This is a genomic window from Streptosporangium sp. NPDC023963, assembly GCF_040639135.1.
Lineage (GTDB): Bacteria > Actinomycetota > Actinomycetes > Streptosporangiales > Streptosporangiaceae > Streptosporangium.
Genome location: NZ_JBEZZK010000004.1, coordinates 226,923 through 250,234, shown reverse-complemented (window position 1 = coordinate 250,234; position 23,312 = coordinate 226,923). Strand labels below are relative to the sequence as shown.

General features: G+C 69.3%; 21 protein-coding genes. 7 read left to right on the top strand and 14 right to left on the bottom strand.

Features of this window, described 5'->3' with window-relative positions; translation table 11 throughout:
• Positions 1–119 precede the first annotated feature (119 nt).
• The gene (locus tag AB0F88_RS15585; protein WP_362683156.1) at positions 120–590 is read right to left on the bottom strand and encodes a MarR family winged helix-turn-helix transcriptional regulator; all 471 of its coding nucleotides are present in this window, start codon (positions 588–590) and stop codon (positions 120–122) included.
• A 244-nt stretch (positions 591–834) separates the two neighbouring features.
• Here AB0F88_RS15585 and AB0F88_RS15580 point away from each other — a divergent pair, with 244 nt between their 5' ends.
• Together AB0F88_RS15580 and AB0F88_RS15575 are read left to right on the top strand one after the other, a co-directional pair.
• Positions 835–1,947: an FAD-dependent oxidoreductase gene (locus AB0F88_RS15580; RefSeq protein ID WP_362683153.1), complete on the top strand. Its 1,113-nt coding sequence runs from the start codon at positions 835–837 to the stop codon at positions 1,945–1,947.
• A 199-nt stretch (positions 1,948–2,146) separates the two neighbouring features.
• Entirely contained in the window at positions 2,147–3,517 is a 1,371-nt protein-coding gene (locus AB0F88_RS15575; RefSeq protein WP_362683150.1) for a trypsin-like peptidase domain-containing protein, read from the top strand.
• Between the two features lie 403 nt (positions 3,518–3,920).
• On the opposite strand, the gene AB0F88_RS15570 is transcribed toward AB0F88_RS15575, so the two are convergent.
• Positions 3,921–4,595: a hypothetical protein gene (locus AB0F88_RS15570; RefSeq protein ID WP_362683147.1), complete on the bottom strand. Its 675-nt coding sequence runs from the start codon at positions 4,593–4,595 to the stop codon at positions 3,921–3,923.
• Between the two features lie 470 nt (positions 4,596–5,065).
• Here AB0F88_RS15570 and AB0F88_RS15565 point away from each other — a divergent pair, with 470 nt between their 5' ends.
• Positions 5,066–5,911, top strand: coding sequence for a hypothetical protein (locus tag AB0F88_RS15565; RefSeq protein WP_362683144.1), 846 nt, complete (start codon positions 5,066–5,068; stop codon positions 5,909–5,911).
• A gap of 41 nt (positions 5,912–5,952) precedes the next feature.
• Here the strand turns inward: AB0F88_RS15565 and AB0F88_RS15560 are convergent, their stop codons facing one another.
• A complete protein-coding gene (locus tag AB0F88_RS15560; protein ID WP_362683141.1) occupies positions 5,953–7,398 on the bottom strand; it encodes an RICIN domain-containing protein in 1,446 nt (481 codons plus the stop codon).
• A 613-nt stretch (positions 7,399–8,011) separates the two neighbouring features.
• On the opposite strand from AB0F88_RS15560, the gene AB0F88_RS15555 reads away from it, so the two are divergent.
• Positions 8,012–9,412 carry a family 43 glycosylhydrolase gene (locus tag AB0F88_RS15555; RefSeq protein WP_362683138.1) on the top strand — a complete coding sequence of 467 codons (1,401 nt, stop codon included), beginning with the start codon at positions 8,012–8,014 and terminating at the stop codon, positions 9,410–9,412.
• Positions 9,413–10,760: 1,348 nt separating this feature from the next.
• Here the strand turns inward: AB0F88_RS15555 and AB0F88_RS15550 are convergent.
• Positions 10,761–11,066 carry a hypothetical protein gene (locus tag AB0F88_RS15550; RefSeq protein ID WP_362683135.1) on the bottom strand — a complete coding sequence of 102 codons (306 nt, stop codon included), beginning with the start codon at positions 11,064–11,066 and terminating at the stop codon, positions 10,761–10,763.
• Positions 11,067–11,153: 87 nt separating this feature from the next.
• Here AB0F88_RS15550 and AB0F88_RS15545 point away from each other — a divergent pair, with 87 nt between their 5' ends.
• The gene (locus AB0F88_RS15545) at positions 11,154–11,432 is read left to right on the top strand and encodes a winged helix-turn-helix domain-containing protein (RefSeq protein WP_362683132.1); all 279 of its coding nucleotides are present in this window, start codon (positions 11,154–11,156) and stop codon (positions 11,430–11,432) included.
• A 148-nt stretch (positions 11,433–11,580) separates the two neighbouring features.
• Here AB0F88_RS15545 and AB0F88_RS15540 read toward each other — a convergent pair whose 3' ends face one another.
• The 3 genes from AB0F88_RS15540 to AB0F88_RS15530 all read right to left on the bottom strand — a co-directional run bounded on the left by AB0F88_RS15540 (position 11,581) and on the right by AB0F88_RS15530 (position 15,188).
• Complete coding sequence (locus AB0F88_RS15540; RefSeq protein ID WP_362683129.1) at positions 11,581–12,972, bottom strand: replication initiator; 1,392 nt, start codon at positions 12,970–12,972, stop codon at positions 11,581–11,583.
• Positions 12,969–13,166 carry a hypothetical protein gene (locus AB0F88_RS15535; RefSeq protein WP_362683126.1) on the bottom strand — a complete coding sequence of 66 codons (198 nt, stop codon included), beginning with the start codon at positions 13,164–13,166 and terminating at the stop codon, positions 12,969–12,971. The genes AB0F88_RS15540 and AB0F88_RS15535 overlap by 4 nt, the downstream gene beginning before the upstream one ends.
• Positions 13,167–13,688: 522 nt before the next feature.
• A complete protein-coding gene (locus tag AB0F88_RS15530) occupies positions 13,689–15,188 on the bottom strand; it encodes a recombinase family protein (protein ID WP_362683123.1) in 1,500 nt (499 codons plus the stop codon).
• A 33-nt stretch (positions 15,189–15,221) separates the two neighbouring features.
• Between AB0F88_RS15530 and AB0F88_RS15525 the strand changes: the two genes are divergently transcribed.
• Positions 15,222–15,368, top strand: coding sequence for a hypothetical protein (locus AB0F88_RS15525; RefSeq protein ID WP_362683120.1), 147 nt, complete (start codon positions 15,222–15,224; stop codon positions 15,366–15,368).
• 185 nt (positions 15,369–15,553) lie between these two features.
• Here AB0F88_RS15525 and AB0F88_RS15520 read toward each other — a convergent pair whose 3' ends face one another.
• The 6 genes from AB0F88_RS15520 to AB0F88_RS15495 all read right to left on the bottom strand — a co-directional run bounded on the left by AB0F88_RS15520 (position 15,554) and on the right by AB0F88_RS15495 (position 22,021).
• Positions 15,554–15,976: a type II toxin-antitoxin system VapC family toxin gene (locus tag AB0F88_RS15520; RefSeq protein ID WP_362683117.1), complete on the bottom strand. Its 423-nt coding sequence runs from the start codon at positions 15,974–15,976 to the stop codon at positions 15,554–15,556.
• Positions 15,976–16,227: a type II toxin-antitoxin system Phd/YefM family antitoxin gene (locus AB0F88_RS15515; protein ID WP_362683114.1), complete on the bottom strand. Its 252-nt coding sequence runs from the start codon at positions 16,225–16,227 to the stop codon at positions 15,976–15,978. The genes AB0F88_RS15520 and AB0F88_RS15515 overlap by 1 nt, the downstream gene beginning before the upstream one ends.
• A gap of 184 nt (positions 16,228–16,411) precedes the next feature.
• A complete protein-coding gene (gene cydC / locus AB0F88_RS15510; protein ID WP_362683111.1) occupies positions 16,412–18,259 on the bottom strand; it encodes a thiol reductant ABC exporter subunit CydC in 1,848 nt (615 codons plus the stop codon).
• The gene (gene cydD, locus AB0F88_RS15505; RefSeq protein WP_362683108.1) at positions 18,256–20,040 is read right to left on the bottom strand and encodes a thiol reductant ABC exporter subunit CydD; all 1,785 of its coding nucleotides are present in this window, start codon (positions 20,038–20,040) and stop codon (positions 18,256–18,258) included. The genes cydC and cydD overlap by 4 nt, the downstream gene beginning before the upstream one ends.
• Before the next feature lie 16 nt (positions 20,041–20,056).
• Positions 20,057–20,827: a cytochrome d ubiquinol oxidase subunit II gene (locus AB0F88_RS15500; RefSeq protein WP_362683105.1), complete on the bottom strand. Its 771-nt coding sequence runs from the start codon at positions 20,825–20,827 to the stop codon at positions 20,057–20,059.
• A 9-nt stretch (positions 20,828–20,836) separates the two neighbouring features.
• Positions 20,837–22,021 carry a cytochrome ubiquinol oxidase subunit I gene (locus AB0F88_RS15495; protein ID WP_362683102.1) on the bottom strand — a complete coding sequence of 395 codons (1,185 nt, stop codon included), beginning with the start codon at positions 22,019–22,021 and terminating at the stop codon, positions 20,837–20,839.
• A 166-nt stretch (positions 22,022–22,187) separates the two neighbouring features.
• Here AB0F88_RS15495 and AB0F88_RS15490 point away from each other — a divergent pair, with 166 nt between their 5' ends.
• Positions 22,188–22,517 (top strand): helix-turn-helix transcriptional regulator, encoded by a 330-nt coding sequence (locus AB0F88_RS15490; protein ID WP_362683099.1) that lies wholly within the window; start codon positions 22,188–22,190, stop codon positions 22,515–22,517.
• 88 nt (positions 22,518–22,605) lie between these two features.
• On the opposite strand, the gene AB0F88_RS15485 is transcribed toward AB0F88_RS15490, so the two are convergent.
• A complete protein-coding gene (locus AB0F88_RS15485) occupies positions 22,606–23,292 on the bottom strand; it encodes a permease prefix domain 1-containing protein (RefSeq protein ID WP_362683096.1) in 687 nt (228 codons plus the stop codon).
• Positions 23,293–23,312: the final 20 nt, after the last annotated feature.

Here is a 23,312-nt window from a genome sequence, read left to right as displayed (position 1 = left end):
CGTCCGGAGGCGGTGCCTTCAGGCGCCTGATCGACGGGCTCGCTCGCGACGGGTGAGGTTCGCGTGCGGCGGCCGCCGGGGAACCCGTGCGGCCGGTCCCCGATCCGTGCCCCGGGCGATCACTCCTCGGTGCAGGCCTGTTTCTCTTCCTCGGCCGAAGTGTTGATGCGGCTGAGAAGCCCGTAGAGCTGGACGATCTCCTCCTCGTCGAGGCCGGAGCACAGCTCCCGTTCCATCGCCGTGAGCGCCTCCTGCACCTTGGTGAGCGCGTCGGCTCCCGCGGCGGTCATCTCCACGATGTGGCGGCGCCGGTCGGCCGGGTCGCGGCGGCGCTCGGCGAGCCCGTCACGCTCCAGGTCGTTGAGGATCGCCACCAGCACGCTGGGATCGACCGCCAGCGCCTCGATGAGGGCCTGCTGGCCCATGGGGCCGTTGTCGTCGAGGTTCATCAGCGCGACGGCGTGCCTGGGGGTCAGGCCGGTCACCCCGAGCGCCTGACGCATGCGGATGTTCGTGACGGTGCCGTGGCGGGCCAGGAGCATGCCGAGGCGATCCACGGCCCTGGATGGCCGGATGTCCTCGACTTCCATGCTCGTACCGTAACACGGGCTAAATGATCGAAGCACATAGATAGTTGATTGGGTTCAACGATATGTTAGTGTCAACGACATGCCGGACGCCCGCATCGGCACGTACGGCCTGCTCAGAGCCCTTTTCCGGGTCCCGGTCGGCGTGCCCGCCGTGAGGTGACCCGGTTCGACCGACGGCCGTTCGGGTCCGCGACCCGTGCCGGATCACCGTGATTACGCACCAGAAAGAGATCGGGAACCTGTGATGAGCGATACCGCACCCGCCTGGCAGCCCACCGTCGTCGTGGTCGGCGGAGGCTACGGAGGCGTCCGCGTCGCCAAGGCGCTCGACGACGTGGCCGACGTCGTGCTCGTCGACCCCAAGGACGCCTTCGTGCACAACGTCGCCGCGCTGCGGGCCCTGGTGGACCCGGCCTGGCTGCCGCGCATCTACTTCCCGTACGACACCCTGCTCACCCGGGGCCGGGTGGTCCGCGACCGGGCCGTCAGCGTCGACTCCAAGCGCGTCGTCCTCGCTTCCGGCGAGGAGATCGCCGCCGACTACATCGTGCTCGCGACCGGCTCCTCCTACCCGTTCCCCGGCAAGAGCGACGCCGTCGAGACCGAGGTCGCGCACCAGAGCTACCGGGCCTCGCACCAGGCCCTCGCCGCGGCCGACGGGGTACTGCTGCTGGGCGCGGGCCCGGTGGGCCTGGAGCTCGCCGGAGAGATCAGGGCCGTCTGGCCCGGCAAGCGCATCACCGTCGCCGACATCGGCGACGACATCCTCCCCGGCCCGTTCAAGCCCGAGCTGCGGGTCGAGCTCCGCCGCCAGCTGGACGAGCTCGGCATCGAGCTGCTGCTGGGCAGCCCGCTGCGCGAGGCGCCGCCGACCGAGCCCGGCACCGCCGAGACCTTCACCGTGACGACCGAGGCGGGCACGGAGGTCACCGCCGACATCTGGTACCGCTGCCACGGCGCCATGCCCCTCACCGGCTACCTCGCCGACGACCTGGCCCCCGCCCTCACGGCGAGGCGGCTCGTCGAGGTGACCCCCGAGCTGCGGGTGGTCGGGCAGGACAGCGTCTTCGCGCTCGGCGACATCACCACCCTGGGCCCGCCGATGGCGGCGCACGCGGGAATGCAGGCCGAGGTCGTCGCCGCGAACATCCGCGCCCTCATCACCGGCGAGGGAGAGGTGGGGGCGTACGAGCCGATGCCGCCCGTCATCGTGGTGCCGCTCGGCCCCGAGCGCGGCTCGGGCCAGCTTCCCGGCCAGGACGGCGTCCTCGACGGCCCCGCCGCCGCGCAGATCAAGGGCGGCAACCTGCTGATCGAGAACCAGGCGGAGGTCTTCGGGGTCGGCGGCGGGAAGTAGCCGCGAAGTGTCCGCCCGGTGATTTCGAGTGATCGGGACCCTCGCTGAGCACGGCGGATAAAGCCGTTGTCAGAGGATCCCGATCACCGCGATCAGGCTCTTAACCAGGTCTTATACGCGGTCGGGCATTGTTTTCAGTAGCCGGTGACCGCCGGCCGCCACCCCGTTCGATCGGGGGACGTAGGACGTGGGGGAAGACATGGACCCGAACAGGAATGAGCAGCAGGACACACCGGCCGAGGCGACCCCCGGGAACGACGGCTGGACCCAGTTCGGCAAGGTGCCGCCGCGCGCCGGCGCCTACCGCGCCGCCGCCGACACCGGACCGCAGCCGACGCTGATCCACCCGGTGCCGGAGCAGCTCGCCGCCGAGGGGCTCGGGGGAGCCGGAGGGGCCGGGGGGCCCGGGGGACACCACGGGGGACCGGGGTCGGTCCCCCCGCGGCGCGGGCGGCTCAGCGCCGGGCAGAAGGTAGGTGCCGGTCTCGCGCTGGCGGCCATGGCCGTCGGCGGCGGGGTCGCGGGGGCCTTCGTCGCGACGAGTCTCAACAGCGGCGCCACCGCCCAGGTCTCGTCGTCCGCTCCGGTGGTCAGCCCGGTCGGCAACGCGACCACGGTCGCCGACATCGCCCAGGCCGTCCAGCCCTCCGTGGTGTCGATCGAGGTCAGGACCGCCGCCGGTGGGGGCGAGGGGTCCGGGGTGGTGCTGTCGGACGACGGCCTGATCCTGACCAACAACCACGTGGTGGAGGCCGGGGGCCAGGGGGGTCCAGGCAGCCAGGTGACGGTCAAGTTCAGCGACGGGAAGTCCGCCACCGCGAAGATCATCGGAACCGACCCTGCCACCGACCTCGCGGTCATCAAGGCGGAGGGCGTCTCCGGTCTCACCAAGGCCACGCTCGGCGACAGCGACCGGCTGAAGGTGGGGGACTCCGTCCTCGCCATCGGCAGCCCGCTCGGCCTGTCCGGCTCGGTCACCGCGGGGATCGTCAGCGCGCTGAACCGTACCCTGACCGTCGGCGGCGACCAGGGCCGGCAGCAGCTCCCGCCCGGCTGGGGCGACCAGCGGCAGAGCGGAGGCGGGAGCACCACCATCGGCGGCGCCATCCAGACCGATGCGGCGATCAATCCCGGCAACTCGGGAGGGGCGCTGGTCAACGCGGCCGGACAGGTGGTGGGGATCAACACCGCCATCGCCACCAACGGCGGGGAGGGCAGCATCGGGGTCGGCTTCGCCATCCCCATCACCACCGCCAACCAGGTCGCCCAGCAGCTCATCGAGAGCGGCAAGGTCTCCCACGCCTTCCTGGGCGTGAGCGTGACCGACGCCACCGGGGACGCGGGCGGCGCCCTGGTCGGCCAGGTCACCGAGGGAAGCCCCGCGGCCAAGGCGGGCATCCGGCAGGGCGACCTGATCACCAAGATCAACGACACGGCCGTGGACGAGGCGGCCACCGTGGTCGGAGCCGTCCGCGGCTTCAAGCCCGGCCAGCAGGTGGCCATCGCCTACGTCCGCGACGGGCAGCCCGGCACCGTCACCGTGACCCTCGCCGAGAAGACCGGCGAGTGAGTCTCGGCGCGTAAGGCTCAGGGGCGGGCGCGCCGCCGGGGTCGTGGACATCTCCACGACCCCGGCGGCGCGCCCATCTCCACGGCTCTCCACGACCCGGTGTCCCGGACCCGCTGGTGTGTCCCGAGTCCGGTGGAGTCGCTGGTGTGTCCCGAGTCCGGGGATTCCGGGATGCTTTTGCAGGCAGGAGTTCCAGGAGTTCGAATCTCCTGGGCTCCACCTGTGGAAACGCTCAGTCTGTGATCATGGAAACCGGGCGTGAGTGACTGGCCGGGTGACCGAGAGCGCCTGACGGAATGCCTGCCGCACTGCCTTCGAGGATCTCTTTCCACGGGAGCGGAGGGACTCGATGTCCGGCGATGCCCACCACGAGCATCGCCGGACATCGGCCGAGAGCCGGCGATCATCCTCGCCGGGTGCACACGCCGGGAAGGCCGCAGACCTTCCTGGCCATCTTCTTCGCCCTGCTGACGAGTATCTTGGTCGTGTCCTCGCCGGCCCAGTAGGAGTCGGCGGTGTAGAGGGCCAGGGCGCTCCCGCGGCGGACGACGACGTACCGCTCCCCGCCGGAGACGTACAGCTCGCCCTTGAGGGGCTCCTCCGTGCCCCTTTCGTAGGAGCTTCCCTTGACCAGCAGGGCCTCGTCTGCGATGTTCACCTTCTCGCCGGTGTAGCGGTGAAAGCTCCCGGCCACGCTCGCCGTCTGCGGAGCCTTGGCCTTGGCGCATTTTTTCACGTCGGCGCGGAGCCTGCGGAACACGGTCCCGGCGTTCTTCGCGCTGGGATACAGCACGAGCTGCTCGGTGACGTACGAGGGGGCGCTGGTCCCCCCGATGATGGTCCGCATCGCGATGCGGCCGTCGCGGGGCTTCTCCTTGGAGCGGCAGGGGTTGAGCTCAAGCGGCTTGGTCAGCTTGTCGCTGACCGTCCACCACCTGTCGGCCGCCTGATCCTCGGTGAGGGGCTTGGTCGCCTCGGCCTCGGTCAGCAGAAACCCTTTGGGGATCTTGACGGTCTCCGCCTGGGCCGTACCGGCCGCGCCGACCGCCGAGGCCACCATGACCGCCGTTGCGATCACCGATACCGTCGCTCTCTTGCCCGACATTTCGATCATGAGCTGTTAGATGCGTGATCCTGCTGAGAAGTTCCCCGGCGTCGAGACGGGCAGGGGGCACAGCGAAAGTCATTCCGCCAGGAGCTGTAAGCCTCCGGCGGCCTCACCGGTGAGCCCCTCACGATCCCAAAGATCCCGCGGCTGCGGCAGCTCGAAGGTCCGGCGGGACTCGGCGGTCTTGGTGTCACCGCTCCGCCGCACCGGCCGCCGGAGGGACCTTCGGATATGAAAGTCGCCGCATGGAAACCGACGATGAAATAATCGTACGAACATGCCGAATGCGGACTTTTTGGATAAAAGTCGGCAAGCTTCGCGACTGGCTGGGTAGCAGGCTGTGACGTGAGGTGGCAGACGATGAACTGCACCCTTTTGTGCCTATTTGATCCTATGATCAGGTTCGACATATCTGCTTCCCGGCAAGGAGTGAGCCACAGATGAAGGGCTGGATCGATGAGCCGGTCGTGGATCCGATCGTTCCGGAAGCGGATCGACAGAAGATCATCAGAATGCCCGTCCTCGTGGACGGATTCCCCGAGCCTTCCTCGCGAACCAGACTCTTTTTTGCCGTCGACGGAGCCGTCGCCGGAGTGATCGGAGCCTTTCTGGTCGGCTTTGCCGTTCAGTCCGGCTCGCAGGTCGCGGCCATTTTATCTATCTTTTCCTTTGTTATCGCCGCCCTGTTCGCCGGCCATGCGCGCCCTGGTCTCGCCGCGCGAATGCGGCGTCTCTACGGGGACTGCTGTATATTTCCGGCAGATTTGGATGACAACGCTTTGGGTCTGATCCGGCGTGCACGGAAAGCGATTGAGATCGTGTCCACGTCCAGGGTGAATCGCTTGGGCCTGCTTGACGACATAGCCAACGACGTCGTCCTTCCGGAAAGACTCTGGGAAATCGCTCGCCTTCTCCGCACCCAGGTGGCGTTGCGGGCCGAGCAGGAAGAGGCGATGAGCGAGATGGTGACGCCCGAACTGGTGGCGGTCATCACCCCGCAGCGGGAAGCCCTGGATCGCTCGATGATCTCAGTCACCAAGCAGGTGGTCGAACTCGAAGATTACGCCAGTCGTGTTCAGGAGGCCGACGCGGCACTTCGGGCTCATGAGCTGTTGAAGAGCAACGACAAGTATCGAGACCTCTTGGCCCGGACCGACGATGCTCAGGGCCTCCAGAGTCTCACCGAACACGTCGACATGCTCGAAAGCACACTCGCTGAAAATCTGCGAGACGCAATCAATGCGGGCCAGACCCTGGCGGTTCCAGGAGGCGCCGCTGCGGTATGAATCCAGGATTTCCTGATGAGACCGTCCGCAAGCGCGCTCCGTCAGGACTGGTTTCGGGTCCACTGCTGGTTGGTGCCGGTGCCGCAGGCGTACTGCTGGATGTCGGCGCCGTCGGCGGTCGAGGCGCCTGCCACGTCGAGGCACTTGCCGCTGTGGCGGGCCCTGAGCTGGTGGTAGCCGCCGGTGGCGATCCACTGCCACTGCTGGTTGGCGCCGGTGCCGCAGGTGTACTGGATGACGTTGGCGCCGTCGGCGGTCGAGGCATTGGCCACGTCGAGGCACTTGCCGCTGTGCTGGCCGACCAGGCGGAGGTAGCCGTCGCCGGTGTCCTGGAACTGCCACCTCTGGTTGCCGCCGCCGTTCCACGGATACTGCTTCACCTCGGCGTTGTTCGCCGTGGAGGCGCTGACGACGTCCATCACCCTGCCGCTGTGCCGGGCCGTGATCCGGTACGCCGGCGCGGCGGAACCGGAGATCACGCCGGTGGCGGTGTCGATGGTGACCTGCGGGCTCCAGCTCAGGCTCATGCTCGTGGCGGACGGGAACGTGATCGGCAGCCACACGTACTGGGAGTCGTTCACCGGGCCGCCCCACGCGCCGGCCCACCGGTCGCCCATGTAGAGGTAGCTCGTCGTCGAGGTGCCCTGCACCGGCAGGACGTACGCCGGCTGGGAGCCGAACGTCGTGCCGTCGCCGACGTTGGTCCACCCGCTCCACGGGCCGGAGACGCTGGAGGCCGTCGCGTACCTGGCCTGGTTCGGGTTCCACCCGGTGGCCCCGGACGTCAGCAGGAAGTACGTGCCGCCGCGCTTGAACATGGCCGGGGCCTCGCGGTGGCCGCCGGGCCAGAAGTCGCCGACCAGGGCGCCGACGTTCAGGTAGTCGGAGGTGAGGCGGTAGATGTGCAGGTCGTAGTTCTCGTTCGCGGCCGAGATCATGTACGCGGTGCCGTTGTCGTTGTAGAGGGTGATGTCCCTGGACATGTGCTGCCCCAGGGGACGGAAGCTGCCGTGGTAGGTGTAGTCGCCGTCCACGGTCGCGGAGGAGGCGACGGCGGCGCGGGCCTGCCCGTAGTCGACGCCGTTCTCCTTGTGCATCCACATGACGTAGCGGCCGGTGGAGCTGTTGTAGATGACCTTCGGCCGTTCGATGTTGGAGACGTTCAGCTCGGCGGCCGACGTACGGGTGAGGACGTCGCGCCGGAACTCCCAGTTCCGCAGGTCGGTGGACCGGTAGACCGAGACGGCGCGGAAGGTGTTGTCGGCGTTGCGGTTCTCGCCGAACCAGTAGTAGTACGTGCCGACCTTCAGCACCCCGCCGCCGTGGGCCTGCAGCGGGTTCCCGGCGGTGTCGCGGAACTGCGTCCCGTTGGTGATCGTGACCTCGGCGGCCCGGGCCGGCGCCACCGGCTGGGCGACGAGGGCGCCGGCGATGAGCAGGACGGCGGCGGCCGCTCTGCCGATCGCCCCGCGTAAGCCTGTTCTCATGGTGATCTACGCCTCCTGGCAGGTGGTCGGACCCGGTAGGTGATCTGGACGCATCTGGCGGTGGCCGGTGAAGCCGGTCGGGTTCGCCGCCGCTGTGGGCCGCCGCTGTGGGCCGCCGTTCGGCGGCGAGGGCGACGACGCGGCTCGGCGCGGTCGCCGGTGACGCGACGCCCGGGGGGAGTGACGCGACGCCCGGGGAACCGTCCGGCGCAGGGACACGGCAGGCACCCTTCTGCGAGGGGCGGAATGGCGTGCGATTATGTTAGCGCTAACAATTGACGGTCCACTTTGACCCGTGAAAACGGGCGGATCCCCTTTGGGGCGGGGACGATCGGAGCGCGTCGATGTTTCCACTGTGTTTCCGCAGAGTGTTTACGCCGCCATCGCGGATGTCAACAGATCCGCGGGGTCTCAGAACGCGGATTCGCCGGATCTGACAGGCTTGACCGATCGAATGTGAGCGCACACACTGATGTGGCGCCGACCTGACCTGCCGCTCCGCAGTGCTCGCGGATGGTGTGCCACGCGCATCGGCGTTCCCCGCCTCCTCGCGTGACGTTTCTCCGCCGATGAATGTTAGCGATAACATTTCAGTGCTCGAAAAGAGGTCCCCATGATGGTCGGCAGATGGGCGGCAGGGACGGCCGCGCTCGTGCTCGCGGGTTCCGCCCTGGTGACGACGGCCTCCCCGGCCTACGCCGCGACGCTGCCGACCGGCGCCCGGTCGCTGGAGGCGGTCAACTACCCCGGCCACTACGTCCGGCACACCGGCGCGCTCGGCCGCCTCGACCCGGTGACCTCCGCGAGCCCGGCCCAGACCAAGCTCGACGCCACGTTCACCGTGGTCAACGGTCTGGCCTCGCCGTCCTGCTACTCCTTCCAGACCAAGGACGGCCTGTTCCTGCGGCACTACGACTATCGGCTGCGCGTCGACGCCAACGCCGGCGACGCGACCTTCCGCGCCGACGCCACGTTCTGCGCCGTGGACGGGTCGGTCGCCGGGTCGACGTCCCTGACCTCCTACAACTATCCGGGCCGGCGGATCAGGCACCGCGACTTCGGGCTCTGGCTGGACACCTACCAGGACACCGCGGGGTTCCGCGCGGACAGCTCGTTCAAGATCGTCTCGCCGTGGGCGCCCAGGACGAACCGCAACCCGGTGATCGCCGGCCTGTTCGCCGACCCGCACGTCATCGCCGCGGGCGGCCGCTACTACCTGTACGCGACGACCGACGGCTACGCGGGCTGGGGCGGCACGTACTACAAGGCGTTCTCCTCCGCCGACCTGGTGAACTGGACCGACCACGGCGTCGTCCTGAACCACGGCCCGGACGTGTCGTGGGCCGACGACTCGGCCTGGGCGCCCGCCGTCGCGGCCGCGGGCGGCCGGTACTACCTGTACTTCAGCGGCGGCGCGGCCTCCGGGAACACCGCCAAGCAGCTGGGGGTCGCGGTGTCCGACTCGCCCACGGGCCCGTTCCGGGACGCGCTCGGCCGGCCGCTCGTCGCCGCCGGCCAGTACTCCGGCCAGGCGATCGACCCGATGGTCTTCACCGACGACGACGGCCGCTCCTACCTGTACTGGGGCCAGGGCGCCGCCCGCGTCGTGCCGCTGAACGCCGACATGACCTCCTTCGATCCCGCGCAGGTGCGCGTGATCACCCCGTCGGGCTACAACGAGGCGCCGTTCGTGTTCAAGCGCAACGGGACCTACTACCTCATGTGGTCGGAGAACGACACCCGCAGCGAGGACTACCGGGTGGCGTACGCCACGGGGACGAGCCCGCTGGGGCCGTGGACCAAGCGCGGCGTCGTGCTGCAGAAGCGGCTGGACGCCGGGATCAAGGGCCCCGGTCACCACTCGGTCGTCCGGGCCCCCGGCACCGACACGTGGTACGTCGCCTACCACCGGTTCGCCGTACCGGCGGGGAACGGCACCAACCGGGAGGTGGCCGTCGACCGGATGGAGTTCAACGCGGACGGCACCATCCGCCCGATCGTGCCCACCCTCTGAGCCGTCCTTCCGATCGCGACGGAGTATCCGGAGAACATCGGTTCAGGCAACCATTCTTTCAAGATCGCCGATTGGCGCGAGGATCGCCAGGACTGCATGGCAGGAGCGGGTCTCTAGCTCCGACCTGGGGAAACACAGATCTGCAAGCTAGAAGCCTTTCGCGACGGGGAGATGGCCAACGGTTTTCGATCTTGAAACGCGACAACTATCTCTACATGGTCAAGGCAGCCCGCCTGCGGCGGCCTGCGCGCGTTGGGCGGTCGCTGGCCGCGCTGCGGCTCTTCGGCCGGTCGCGGCCAGCGCCACCCACGCGCTCAGACCATCATCATGAACAGTCAGACGAGCGATGCGCGTCACACGGTACGACAAAGCGACAGTCGTCTCAGGCTTGACACGGCGTCGAGAGCAGGAGCTGGCGGCGGAGCCTAGAGTGCACTCCGCCGCCGCTAGCGTTCAAGATCAGAGGCGCGACTGATACACGAGCCGATAGACCAATCCAACGATCGCGATCATGCTGATGACGGGTGGGAGCGACTGCAGTCCCAGCACGATCAGGACCGTGAGGAGGCTGTTGATGAGCGGACTCTTGGGCCCAACGAGGTCGGGCTGGGAGCACCGCCACTGGTCAGCGCGCCGCTTGACGTACAACCATTTAGCGTTCAAACTGTACATGTACTTAGCACGTGAGGTAGCTTGGGTGAGGAGACGCCGTTCCGGCGGATTGTTCATCAGAACCTCCCGAGGTTCAGGAGCGGAGCAGGGCCCCTTTGAGGTTGGTCGCCTGAGGACGGGGCCCGCTCGCTCGCCTTCGTTTGCTATCCCGCCATTCTGTACCACATGCAGCACTGCGTGTGAGTCGAACCGTTAAGTGATCTTCAGTAGATTTGTGTCGTTGCTCACAGTCGAGCCCGCCTCAACGTGTCTGGGCCGTCTGCTTGGTATGCCCAGTTTCTGCACTCCGCCCTGGTCAGACATGACAGCAAAATCTGTCACCAGCTCCTGCTCGGACGTTTTGCCGCTATTCGCTGCAAGGGAACCGGCTGACCGGCACGTCTGAAGATCAAGAAGACATGCTGCCGCGCGGCTTCCGCTCCTCGGGCCTGACGGCCCTGCGGTACGGATCCACTTGCCATCGGATAACAGGGCAAGTCACCGCACGGGGTGCTTGTACAGCAGCCGCATACATATGCCGCCTTAAGCGATCACACTCTGTAAGGCCACAACCAGCCCAATCAGGGAAGACGCCATCGGCAAGGCGGCCGTCCCGCCTCGCGGATTAACTTGACTAGCCCGACACATGAAGAGGCGTGGCGGCGCCGTCCCTCCGGTCCCACGCCGCCACGCCCGTCTATCGGACCCGTCCCGACAGCAGAGCCGTCCAGGTGAGCCGTGCCTCGCTGATCGACCAGCGGCAGGTCTCGAAGATCTGCGGCTTGCCGTCGAGCTGCACCGTCCGGCGGATGAACGCTTGTCCCCCGCCCTCGCACAGCTCGTAGAGCGTTGCTCGGCATGCACAGGTCCAGGCCACCGGCCGTACGCGGGCAAGCGTGCGGTACGGCGGTCGCCAGTCCAGGCGCACATGATCCCGCTGGGCCATGGCCACATGAGGACTCATGCACTGGTCGAGCAGCAGGTGTGTGTTCTGCTCGACCATGACCACACCATAAACCATCCACGCTATAGCGCGCTATAGCGCACCTAGCGCGCTGTCCATCGCCATGGCGCGCAGTAGCTCCCTACCGTGATCACCGTGGTGGAGTTGAAGGCGAACCAGCCCAGGTGGCGACAGGTGCACGCGATCATCGCGGAGCGCATCCGCTCTGGTGAGTACGAGGCGGGTGAACGCATCCCGTCTCTTCTCGATCTCGTCGACGAGTTCGGCATCGCCAACGCCACCGGTCAGAAGGTCATGCGCGCTCTTCGTGCTGACGGCCTGATTCGCACCGAGCCCGGCATGGGCAGCTTCGTGACCACACCCGAGGAGCGCCAGGAGGCTACGCCCACCGACGAGACAGAGTAGGTGGACTCACGGCGTCCTCGCCCTGATCTGAGCCAGCGTCAGCAGTGGACTGACGGTCGTGGTGTCGCCGGCCGAACTCGCTTCGCGATCCCTTCGGGTGCCTGCGGCATTCCGCCGGCCACACCACTCGCCGCGGGGATGCCACCCGTCACTGTTCCTTCTCTCGGGCGATCCGGCGAGAAGCGGCGATGCCCTGCCTGGCGAGTTCGGCCCAGAACGGTTCTCCGTGCCGGTGACCGCTACCGCCGTACGTCCACTCGGAGACCGTGAGCGTGTTGCCCTCGTCAGGATCAGGCAGGCCCAGAAGCATCCGAGCCCGTACGGCGCGGTAATCGGCACGCGTCTGGCGCAGTGCTCCCAGGGTCGTGGAGTAGTGACGGCTCTTGGTTGAGAAGTGGCCACGGTACCCCAGCATGTGGGACCACTGGCGGAGGGGAAGGTCCCGGTACTCCGGAAGGTTGTCGAGGAGAAGACAGGTGTAGATCATGCGTCGGGCGTGTTCGGTGACGTCCAGGTTCCGGACCTCCCACATGTGACGAACGGGACGGTCAACGGTTCCAGCCGACTCCGCGCCCTTGGTGGCGTACTTGGCGACATAGGAGGCCACACGCCGGTCGCTCACGCCGTCGAGGTCGGCGGAGACGTAGACCGGGCGCACATCGAGTTGGTCACCCCATCGCAGCGACACAGGACGCTCGCCCTGCACGGGAACGACGACCTGGTGAGCCGCCTGGCGGATGGCCTCATCCAGCAGCGGGACGGTCGCCCAGTCCGGCGGGTGGTCAGCCGGGCCGTCCGGGCCGTCGAGGCGGATCACCGCATGGAAGTGGACTAGGCCGCGCGCCTGATATTCGGCGACCTTGGCGTACGAGAGCCGGAGCATGCTCCGCAGGTCGGTACGGCTTATGCCCAGCAGTCGAGCGAAGACGGACGGGACGGTCTTGATGAACTCTCGCCAGAGCCGACCCGCGTGGGCGTTCCACAGCACCGCGCCTTCATAGTCGTAGCAGCTCATGCAGAGGGGTTGTCCGACCTGGGGGTCGTCACGGTCATGGCGGGCGCCGCACCCCTCGGGACGTCCGTGCTCGCAGACGGGGAGGTCGCGCCGGGGGCGGCACGGCAGGGTCTTGCCGTCCTTCTCCCGGTGGCCGTGGACCGCGCCGAAGGAGGGGGCGGTGAAGGTGGCGAACACGCGAGGGTGAGCGCTGACGTCCTCGGGGACGCCCTTGCCGCCGCGCAGGCCGGAAATGATCAGGTGGTAGGTGTCGTCCTTGTAGGTCGCCGAGCAGGCAGGGCAGCGCGACGCGCGCCGGTTGCCGCACGCGGTCAGCAGGAAGCCGGTCGGTTCGTCGGCGGTCCGGTAGACGTCCAGGACCTCACCCGTTCCGGCGTCCACAGTGATCCGTTCACCGTGGAGCCGGACGGGCTGGGCACAACCGCCGGTGGCGTACACCATGCGCTGCCACCGTCCGAAGTCCGGCATGGCCGCGCGCTGCATGGCGGCGAGCACGTCGGAGGAAAAGGACGGAACCTCTCTCACGCGGCGTTCTCCTTCTTCTCGGTCTCCTTGCGTCGTGTTGCGATGGCATGAGCCGTCTCCTCGACGAACTCGATGCCGTGGATGGCAGCGATGCGTCGCCATCGATCAGCGGACCACCGGGGCGAGTCGGCGATCATGCGCTCGCACCACTCCTCGGCGAGCGCGACGTACGGCCCCATTTCTTTGGGAACCAAACAGCTCCTTTCCTCGTAGGGAGCCGCCGCTCATGTCCAGGAAGAAGGCGCGCACCATCGCCAGGCATGCGGAAGTCGCATGTCTGTTGAGCGGTGGTACTTATCAGCGAGAGTTCGGAGTGTTAAGGGTTGCGCGACTGGTGAGCAGCGAGCGATGCCGGTGGTGCTGGCCTACCGCTGGCCGGGTCTCCCCAGCGGAACGGCGTGTGGTGGTCGGGTGCCCGGTGGCTTTCTTCGCTCGTGTCTGTCGCGGCTGGTTTCTCGCTGTCTTCCCGGAAATGACGGGGCTTTTGGTATCTCTCTTTGTACCACCGGGGTGGCGAAATCATGCGGGCGTAAATTCCGCCCGCCGCGTCCCCTCAGACGTCCCAGGACGTCCACTGACGTACGGTGGCGTCCCATGGCGTCCAGCCGCATACGGCTGCATATGGTCATCAACGATGAGAAGTAAGGGAGCTGTCGCCTCTAGGTAAGGCGAGCAACTCCCTTGGCCGTCGAGGACGTCCTGAGACGTCTTCTCCGTCACTCGCGCCAGATTGGTTCGAGGAGATCGGGGTTGAAGGGGGCGCGACCGCCGCCTCTCGGATGGACGATGACCGCGTGCAGGGCATCGGTGATGTGGGCGCGCTTGCTGGACAGCGGGAGCCCGCCGTCCTCCTCGGGCAGGTACCAGCGTCGCCGGATCTCCTCCATGCCCAGCAACGCCCGAGCCTGTCGAACCTCCGCCGAGGCCGCGCGCTTGGCCCTGTCCGCCCGCAGGCGTGCCATGGTCGCCTCCAGCTCCGGAGCGACCCTGAAGTACAGCTCCGCGCTGATCTCCTTGGTCCGCCACCGGCGGGTCAGCTCGTCGAGCTGTTGCACGGCGGTCTCCAGTTCTTCCTCTCCCGTCCACTCGGAGCCGTCCGCCGACTCGAAGAAGGTGGCCTCCTCCATCTTCTTCATCACCAGCTCGGAGATGAAGAAGTCGACCACATCGCCCCGGCGGGAAATACCACCGCAGCCGCCCGCAGCCTTGGACGAGCAGGAATAGCTGTGGTACTCGATTTCCTGGCGGCGCGTCACCCGGAGCGGCTTGTTGCATATTCCGCCCTCCGAAGTCGGACGCCCGCAGCGCAGAATGCCGGACAGAAGATACTGACGTTCTCTTTCCTGCGGAGAGACGAGCCTAACCACGCTGCCGTCGTTGTGGACGAGCCCGCCTTTCCTGGCATCGATGATGGCCTGAACAGCGAGCCATTCCTCAGGGGTGAGGATCGGTTCCCACTTGCCGACGACCGGGTTTCCCTCACCGTCGCGCACGATCTCACCGTCCAGCCGACGCCACCCGCAGAGCCGGGGAGCCGACAGCACGGCTTTCAAAGTCACGCTCTGCCACTTGTTACCCCGAGGCGTCTTCAGGTCGTTGCGCTGCCACTCCCGGACGATGGAGTGCAGGGAGCGCCCGGCGATGAAGTCACGGGCGGCCTGCCGGACCAGCGGCGCCTCCACCGGGTTCAGAGTCACCCGGTCGTCCTGCCAGCCGAACGGGCGAGCACCGCCCACCGGAGTCCCGCTTTCGGCACGTGCCCGGTGCGAACGGCGCATCCGGCGCTGCATCTTGCGGACCTCCATCTTGGAGATCACCACACCGAACAGGCCCATGCTCTCGGTGTCCTCGCTGTAGAGGTTCTTGGTCTGCTTGGAGTCGGCGAAAACCAGGCCATCACGCTTGGTGAACGCCTCCACGAACCGCTCGTAGTCACCGGGCCGCCGGGCAAGGCGGTCATCGGCCACGACCACCACTCCCCGAACCGGCGTGCCGTCGTCGAGTCTCCCGGCCCTCAGCGCCCGTACCATCGCCTCGAAGGCGTCGCGGACCACGTGCGCCTTCGCGGCGGACTTGTCGTTGTCGGTGAACTCGTGCACCACGGTCCAGCCGTGCCGGGCGGCGGTCTCCCGGTTCACCGCGTGCTGGTCCTGGACGCCGTGCTCGTCCTTCCTGCCGTCTACCGAGATCCGCGCATACGACACGACCGGGGTCATGAGCCCTCCTGTGGTGAATCACAGCCTTAACTCATGTTGTACCCGGAGAACATCGCGATCGGTCTGCGACAGCCGGAGGTCAACACTCCGGTTACCGGCAGGTTCGTGCCGGAGGTGACCGGGGACACCGAACGCGACCGGCAGCCGGCCGTGACGGTCGAGTCGATGCCCGGCCTGTGAACTTCGATGAGGCCGCGAAGCTCGTCGGGCTCTCGGTCCTGATCCGGCCGCGTCGCCTCGACAGCGAGTCCGCCGGCCACGCCCTCATGGTGAGGACAACCCCCGGTTCGTCCGTCTCCGGGAGGCGGGCAACCCCGAGTGTCTTCCATCCGCGCCGAACATCGCCACACCAGGACGTTCTTTCGTCAGTACGGCAGCTCGAAGGGGTTGACCACGGACACGCCCGTTCCCTCGAAATCCTTGACGTTCCTGCTGACCAGGGTCCATCCGTTCACCCTGGCCGTCGCGGCGATCAAGCCGTCCGCCGTGGGGAGCGGGCGGACGGCGTTCAGCCGCCCCCACTCCTCCGCGACTTCGGAGGTGATGGGAACGATGCGGTCGCTGAACTGCCGGTGAAGCCCATGGAGCCAGCGCTCCAGAACCGTCGCCTGCGCGGGGTCGCTGTGCCGGCGACGCTCGACTCCGCAGCGAATCTCACCGACGGTCAGGCTGCTGATGTAGAGAATGGGTCCGTGAGCCCCGCCTATCCAGTCCTTGACGTGCGGGCTCCCATTTCGCTTGCGCACCTCGGAGACCACATTCGTGTCGAGCAGGTAGCCGATGCCCATCAGTCGAAACCCACCTCTCGGGGGAGGTCTCGGTTTCGGGGGAACTCGATGTCATCGTCCCAGTCGGGGGCGGCGAGAAGAAAGCGCCCGAAGTCTGGGTCCTCACCTTTGAGACGTCGATACTCGGCGATGTCGATGACCACGGCCACCTCCTCTCCGTGCCGGGTGACCACCTGGGGACCCTCGCTCATCGCCCGCCGGACGACCTCACTGAAGCGCTGCTTCGCCTCCTGAACCTGCCAGCCGCCCATGAGGATCTCCTGTCTAGTCTGTCCAGACCCAGCGTAGGACAATGCAAGATCACATGCAGCCACAGACGCCACCTGCTCGGTTGGCGTTGATTCTCCACGTCGCGGGTATCGTCCATGGTCGCTCCCACCCGGGTGGTTTCGGACGAGGCTCCCCGAACGTGGTCAGGGAGCGCCCCGAAGGCGCTCACCGGCCGGCGGTCAGCGCCTCCGACCGCCACAGGTCGCGGTAGTAGCCGGGGCAGGACACCAGCTCCGCGTGGGTGCCCCGCTGCGTCACCGAGCCGTTCTCCAGCACGACGATCTCGTCCATCGGCTCCAGCCCGCGCAGGCGGTGCGTGACGAGCAGCGTCGTACGGCCGTGGGTGGCGTCCAGGAGGTCGGCCATGAGCGCGTCCGCCGTCGTCTCGTCCAGGGCCTCGGCCGGCTCGTCCAGCAGCAGCACCGGCGGGTCGTGCAGCAGCGCCCGCGCCAGCGCCAGCCGCTGCAGTTGGCCCCCGGACACCGTGCGCCCGTCCTCCCCAAGCACCGCGTCCCAGCCGGTCCGCTCCACCCACCGGTCCAGGCGCGCCCGCCGCACCGCCCCGGCCAGTTCCTCGTCACCGGCCTCCGGGCCCGCCAGCCGCAGGTTGTCCCGCAGCGACGTCTGGAACACGTACGGATCCTGCGTCAGCCCGGTCATCACCCGCCGGGCGTCGTCGGACGCCAGCTCCCGGATGTCCACCCCGCTGACCCGGATCGTCCCCGACTCGGGCTCGACGAGGCGCATCAGGGCCGACAGCAGGGTGCTCTTGCCCGCGCCGCTGGGGCCGACCAGGGCGACGCGCCTGCCGGGGGTGAGGGTCAGGCTGACCCCGTCCAGCGCGGGGGGAAGGCCGGCGCCGTGCCGGACCACCAGGTCCTCGACCTCGACGGTCGGCGGCCCGGCGGGGACCGCGACGGGAACGGGCGGCTCGGCCACCGCCGGCGGGGTCGCGCCCACCTCCCGCAGGCGGCGCAGGGCGGCGAGCACCCCGGTCAGCCGCTCCCCGGCCGCGGCCATCGGCAGCACCGGCTCGAAGGACACCAGCGAGACCAGCGCGAGCACCGCGGTGGCCACGGCCCCCGCCCCGGAGTTCATCGCCAGCAGCACGACGGCCGCCACGGTGAGTCCCTGGGTGAGCAGGCCCAGGGCCGAGGCCACCGCGTTCGCCCGCGCCTGCCTGCGCTCCAGCGCCGCCAGCCGGGCGTCGGTCTCGGCCGCGGCGGCCAGCGCCCGCCCGTCCGCCCCGTAGGCGGCCAGGTCGGCCGCGCCGTGCACCAGGTCGGCGACCCGGGCCGCCAGGTCCGCCCGCGCGGGGGCGATCCGCGCCGACCAGCGCCGCGCGGCGGCTGCCGTGCCCGCAGGGATCAGCACCCCGGCCACCAGCAGGCCGGCCAGGAGCGCCAGCGCCGCCACGGGGAGCAGGAACAGCCCGATCACCACCGCGGCCACCCCGGTGACCAGCGCCGCGACCGCCGGGAGCAGGCAGCGCACCAGCAGGTCCTGTACCGCGTCGGTGTCGTCGACCATGCGGCTGAGCAGGTCGGCCCCCCGCTGGTTCAGCGGTCCCGCGGGGATGAGCGCCTGGTAGAGCCGTTCCCTGGTCGTCGCCTGAGCCCGCAGCGCCACGTCGTGACCGGCCAGGCGCTCCCCGTAGCGGAAGACGCCCTTGGTCGTCGCGAACGCCCGCACCCCGACGATCGCCACGCTCAGCGCCGCCAGCGGCGGCTGCTCGGCCGCTCTGGTGATGAGCCACGCGGCGGACCCGATCAGCCCGAGCCCGGCCAGTTCGGCCGCCGCCGCCCCCGCCGCGGCGAGGGCCAGCCGCCCCCCGGTCCGGCCCGCCGGTCGTTCGCCCGCCCGGTCCGCCGGTCGCCCATCCGTGCGATCCGCCGGTCGTCCGCCCGCCCGGCTCGCCGGTCTCTCCTCCGGCAGGCCCGCGGGTCGTCCGCCCGCCCGGCTCGCCGGCCGCTCATCGGTCCGGCCCGCCGGGATCCCGCTGACGTCGGTCACGAGGTGATCTCCTCTCGCGTCCCCGCCGGTGCTCTGTCCTCGGCGTCCTCGGCGTTCTTGGCGTCCTCGGCCACCACCCGGCCGTCGGCGATCCGGATCACCCGGTCGGCCAGGTCGATCATCGCGGGCCGGTGGGCGACGATCACGGCGGTGCGGCCCTCGGCGAGGTCGCGGGTCGCGCTCACGATCGCACCCTCGCTGCGGCCGTCGAGCCGCGCGGTCGGCTCGTCCAGCAGGAGCAGCACGGCGTCCGGGCGGCAGAACGCGCGGGCCAGCGCGACCCGCTGCCGCTGCCCGGCGGACAGGTTCGTTCCCCGCTCGCCGAGCACGGTGTCGTAGCCCTCCGGCAGCGCCGTGACGAACTCGTCGGCCTGCGCGGCCCGCGCCGCGGCCCTGATCTCGCCGATCGTCGCGCCGGGGGCGCCGAGCCCGATGTTGTCGGCCACCGAGGTGGCGAAGAGATGCGGGCGCTGCGGTACGAACGCCAGCCGCGCGCGCCAGGAGTCGTGATCGCCGATCTCGGCGCCGTCAACCAGCACCCTGCCCTCAGAGGGGGTGACGAAGCCGAGCAGCAGGTGGAGCAGGGTGCTCTTGCCCGCTCCGCTCTCGCCGACCAGCGCCACCCGCTCACCGGGCGCGATCACCAGCGACACGTCCTCCAGCGCGGCCTCCTCACGGTCCGGGTAACGCACCGTGACGTGCTCCAGCCGGATCTCCGGGGCCCTGCCCGGGCTCGGTCCCTGTCCCGGCGCGCTCGCCGTCGCCGTACGCGTGGCTGAGTGCTCGTCGTGCTCGTCGTGCTCGTCGCGCTCGTCGCGCGAGAGCCGCGCCCCCGCCTTTGCCGGCTCCGCCCGGCCGTCGAGTACGCCGAACGCCTCGTCTGCGGCGGCGACGCCCTCCATCGCCGCGTGGAACCTGCCGCCCATGTTGCGCAGCGGCAGGTACGCCTCCGGCGCCAGGAGCAGGACCAGCAGCGCGGCCGACAGGTCCAGGGAACCGGACAGCAGCCGCAGGCCCACCGGGACGGCCACCAGGGCCAGCGAGAGCGACGCGGCCAGCTCCAGCACCAGCGAGGACAGGAACGCCACCCGCAGCGTGCGCATCGTCGCCGCCCGGTGGGCGTCGGCCACCCGCCGGATCACCTCCGCCTGGTAACGGGCCCTGCCGAAGGCGCGCAGCGTGGGAAGGCCCCTGACCACGTCCAGGAAGTGCCCGCCCAGGCGGGAAAGGGCTCTCCACTGGCGTTCCGTCACGGCCTTGGTGTGCATGCCGACCAGCGCCCCGAAGATCGGGATGAGCGGCAGCGTGACCAGCACGATCACCGCGCTGGCCAGGTCGGCGGCGAACAGCCGGACGAGCACCGCGACCGGCACGACGCCCGCGACCGCCACCGCGGGCAGGTAGCCCGTCAGGTAGGGGTCGAGGGCGTCCAGACCCCGGCCGGTCAGCGTCACCAGCTCGCCCGAGCGCTGGGAGGCCGGCCTGACGGGCCCCAGGTCCCGCACCCGCGCCAGCAGGCGGTGCCGCAGGGCGGACTTCACCCCGGTGGTCATGCGCCCGGCGGCGACCCCCTGCCCCAGGGTGAGCAGCGCCCGGACCCCGACGACCAGCGCCAGCAGGATCAGGGCCGGGGCCGCGAACCGCCCGGACAGCACCCCGGCGAGCAGCTCCGCCTGGACGAGGACGAGCAGCCCGGTCAGGACGGCGGCGGCCAGGCACACGGCCAGGTGGCGGCGGACGGCCCGCTCGCCCAGTGCCAGCCGTACAAGATCCTTGTGCATGCCAACCCTAGAGAGCTCAGAAGAACGACGGAACCCGATCGGAGGCGGCGCGCCCGGGACCGAACGTCCGCCATACCCATACTTGCGCACCCACCATGACCGGTGCGAAGGGCAGAATCATGACACTGAGCACATTTAGCGTCCCGGCGGGCGCCGTGCGGTCGAGCAGCCAGGGGGCGAGTACGGCGAGCAGCACCGCGACGGGCGCGGCGGCGGCGCACGCGGAGAGCAGGAACGCCCGGCCGGTGCGGCGCGCGCGGGTCACCCGCCCGGCCAGCCGCCACGCGACGAACGTCCAGCCGTGGAAGGCGAGCAGCGCGGCCACCACCAGCCCGCCGGCCAGTCCCGGCAGGCCGATCGCGGGCCCCGTCAGGCCGCCGGCCACCGCGACCAGGGCCATGCCCCAGCTCAGGGCCAGGCCGTACGAGCCGACGACGATCGCCCAGTCCCAGGTCGACCGCCACGCGCTCCCGTCGGCGCGGCGGCGGAACCAGAGCCCGGCGTCGCGAATGATCCACGACACCAGCAGGGAGACCACGAGCGGGTAGAGGCCGAACAGCACGTCCCCCTCGATCGAGGGGAAGACGCCGAACAGCACGCCCGCCACGGCCACCAGCCACACCTCGTTGGCCAGGACGAACGGCGCCATGGCGGCGACGACCTCGTCCCGGTCCTTCCGCGTCCTGGCGAGCACGGGCAGCAGCATGCCCACGCCGATGTCGAAGCCCTCCAGGGCGAAGTAGCCGATCAGCAGGAGGGCGAACACGCCGAGCCAGAGGATGTCCACGGTCTCTCCCTAGTGGCTGAGCGCGTGCGCGCGCTCGGTGGGGTCGGCCGGCGCGTCCGCGCCGAGGGTGACGGCGGCGGGCCCGCGCCGCACGGTACGGGCGATCAGCACGTAGTCGATCACCGCGAGCAGGGCGAGCACGCCGCCGAAGGCGATGAGCGAGACGGTGACCATCCCGGAGGTGAGGCCGGGGGACATGGCGTCGGCGACGGTCAGCTTCCCGTTGATCAGCCAGGGCTGCCTGCCGGACTCCCTGGCCAGCCAGCCGAGGATCGCCGCCACGAACGGCAGCGGGGTGATCGCCATCAGTACGGGGTGCGTCCAGCGCCAGCGCGGCAACCAGTACACGGTCGGCGCCAGCACGAACAGGATGAGGAGCTGGATCAGCTGGCCGATCAGGATCATGAAGCCGAGCCCCAGCCCGGCCAGGCCCCCGTCGTCGAACTTGCCCGGCTGGACCACGCCGATCGCGCCGAACTGGGCGTAGCCGAAGCCGACCGTGAGCAGCGAGCCGACCAGCGAGGTGATCACTCCCGTGCGGAGCGAGCTCGTGAAGAACTCCCGCTCGGCGGTGCGCCGGAACAGCTGGTACGCGCTGGCCCCCATCACCACGAAACCGCCGGTCCACAGGCCCGCGCCGAGCACGTGCGGCAGCGCCATGGTCAGCGTCGGGTTGGTGAGCAGCGCGCCGAGGTCGGTCAGGACCAGGTGGCCGTCGCGCTCCACGGCTCCGGCCGGGTTCTGCAGGAACGAGTTGGCCACCATGATCCAGAAGGCGGAGAGGTAGGCGGTCAGCGTCACCACCCAGATGCACGCCACGTGGAGCCATTTCGGCAGCCGGTGCCAGCCGAAGATCCACAGGCCCAGGAAGGTGGACTCCAGGAAGAACGCGCCGAGCGTCTCGATCGCGAGCGGCGCGCCGAAGATGTCCCCGGCGTAGTGCGAGAGGCCGCTCCAGTTCATGCCGAACTGGAACTCCATCACCAGCCCGGTGAGGATCCCGAGCGCGTAGTTGATCACGTAGATCTGGCCCCAGAAGCGGGTCACCCGCTCGTGGACCGGCTTGCCGGTGACGGCGTAGCGGGTGTGCATGATCGCGATCAGGGGGGCCAGGCCCAGGGTCAGCACGACGAACAGGAAGTGGAGGCTCCCTGTCACGGCGAACTGTGTCCGGGCCAGGTCGAGCACGTCCACGGTCTCACCTCCATTGTTATGTTTGTCTACCTATAGACACTCTACATGTAGGACGCCTACATGTAGCATGCCTATACGAGAGGTAGGCTGACGACGTGAGCGAGCGAAGCGAACGAACCGCCGGGTGCGGTGACGCGGGATCCGTCCGGCGGGCGGGGGTGGCCGGGTGAACACCGACGCGCTCCGCGGTCACATGGACGCCCTGCTGCTCTCCGTGCTGGAGCACGAGCCGCTGCACGGCTACGCGATCATCGAGGCGCTCCAGGCGCGCAGCGGCGGCGCGCTGAACGTGCCGACGGGCACCGTCTACCCGGCGCTGCGACGGCTGGAGCAGGCGGGATACCTGGCCAGCGAGTGGGCCACGGTGAGCGGGCGCAGGCGGCGCACCTACCGGCTGACCTCCTCGGGGCGCACGGCCCTCGCCGGCGAACGCTCCGCCTGGCGGGAGTTCGCCGGAGCCATCGGCAGCGTCCTGGAACCGCGCGCCAACCGCTGACGCCTCCCGGAGCCGCCGGGCTCAGGCGGTCACCGGGTTCGGACGGTCGCGAGGCTCGGCGGCCGCGAGGCTCAGGCGGTTACGGGGCTCAGGCGGTCGCGACGGCGGGCTCGCGCCGGGTGATGCTCAGGCAGCGGAAGGCGCAGTACAGCTGCACGGACCAGATCGCGTAGCTCACCAGCGACGCGACGGTCCCCGGCGGGTAGTCCTCGAACCCGGCCGAGTTCCGCGAGCCGAACATCAGTGCCCCGCACGACACGAGCATGACCGGCAGCATGGCCCAGACGAACAGGCCCAGGGCCCGGGTGACGAGCCGGGGCCGCCTGATCCTGCGCAGTCCCCGGCCCAGCGCGAGCAACGCGAGCCCGCCGACCAGGCCGATGAACATCTGGAGCGCGTCCACGCCGCGGGCGACCAGGATGAACCAGTCCGGCATGGTCTCGTACGCCGGGGCGCTGGGAAAGATCTTCCAGATCACGTTCCACATGATCGCGGTGAGCGGCACGCCGACGAACAGCAGGACGGCCAGCCTCCGGCCCGCCGACTTGGACAGCTCCTCCTGGTAGCCGGGCGCGATCTCGCGGATCGGCCCGAACTCCTCGACCGCGGCCCGCTCGGCCTCGTCGCGCCTCAGGCCGTCGCCCTCCAGCGCCTCGGCGGTGTCGAGCAGGCTGTCGCGCGCCTCGGTGATCAGGTCGAGCTTCGGTCTCCGAGGACCCCTGAGAGTACGGCTGAGCCCGGTCACGTAGTCCTCGATGACCCCGGTGCCTGCCATGTACTCTCCAGTCGCCCGAT

Coding starts and splice junctions, on each gene's coding strand:
- AB0F88_RS15560 (WP_362683141.1), bottom strand. CDS start 7,398: ATGAGAACAGGCTTACGCGGGGCGATCGGCAGAGCGGCCGCCGCCGTC.
- AB0F88_RS15525 (WP_362683120.1), top strand. CDS start 15,222: ATGTTGTACCCGGAGAACATCGCGATCGGTCTGCGACAGCCGGAGGTC.
- AB0F88_RS15555 (WP_362683138.1), top strand. CDS start 8,012: ATGATGGTCGGCAGATGGGCGGCAGGGACGGCCGCGCTCGTGCTCGCG.
- AB0F88_RS15565 (WP_362683144.1), top strand. CDS start 5,066: ATGAAGGGCTGGATCGATGAGCCGGTCGTGGATCCGATCGTTCCGGAA.
- AB0F88_RS15515 (WP_362683114.1), bottom strand. CDS start 16,227: ATGGGCGGCTGGCAGGTTCAGGAGGCGAAGCAGCGCTTCAGTGAGGTC.
- cydD (WP_362683108.1), bottom strand. CDS start 20,040: ATGCACAAGGATCTTGTACGGCTGGCACTGGGCGAGCGGGCCGTCCGC.
- AB0F88_RS15520 (WP_362683117.1), bottom strand. CDS start 15,976: ATGGGCATCGGCTACCTGCTCGACACGAATGTGGTCTCCGAGGTGCGC.
- AB0F88_RS15575 (WP_362683150.1), top strand. CDS start 2,147: ATGGACCCGAACAGGAATGAGCAGCAGGACACACCGGCCGAGGCGACC.
- AB0F88_RS15530 (WP_362683123.1), bottom strand. CDS start 15,188: ATGACCCCGGTCGTGTCGTATGCGCGGATCTCGGTAGACGGCAGGAAG.
- AB0F88_RS15585 (WP_362683156.1), bottom strand. CDS start 590: ATGGAAGTCGAGGACATCCGGCCATCCAGGGCCGTGGATCGCCTCGGC.
- AB0F88_RS15485 (WP_362683096.1), bottom strand. CDS start 23,292: ATGGCAGGCACCGGGGTCATCGAGGACTACGTGACCGGGCTCAGCCGT.
- AB0F88_RS15580 (WP_362683153.1), top strand. CDS start 835: ATGAGCGATACCGCACCCGCCTGGCAGCCCACCGTCGTCGTGGTCGGC.
- AB0F88_RS15550 (WP_362683135.1), bottom strand. CDS start 11,066: ATGGTCGAGCAGAACACACACCTGCTGCTCGACCAGTGCATGAGTCCT.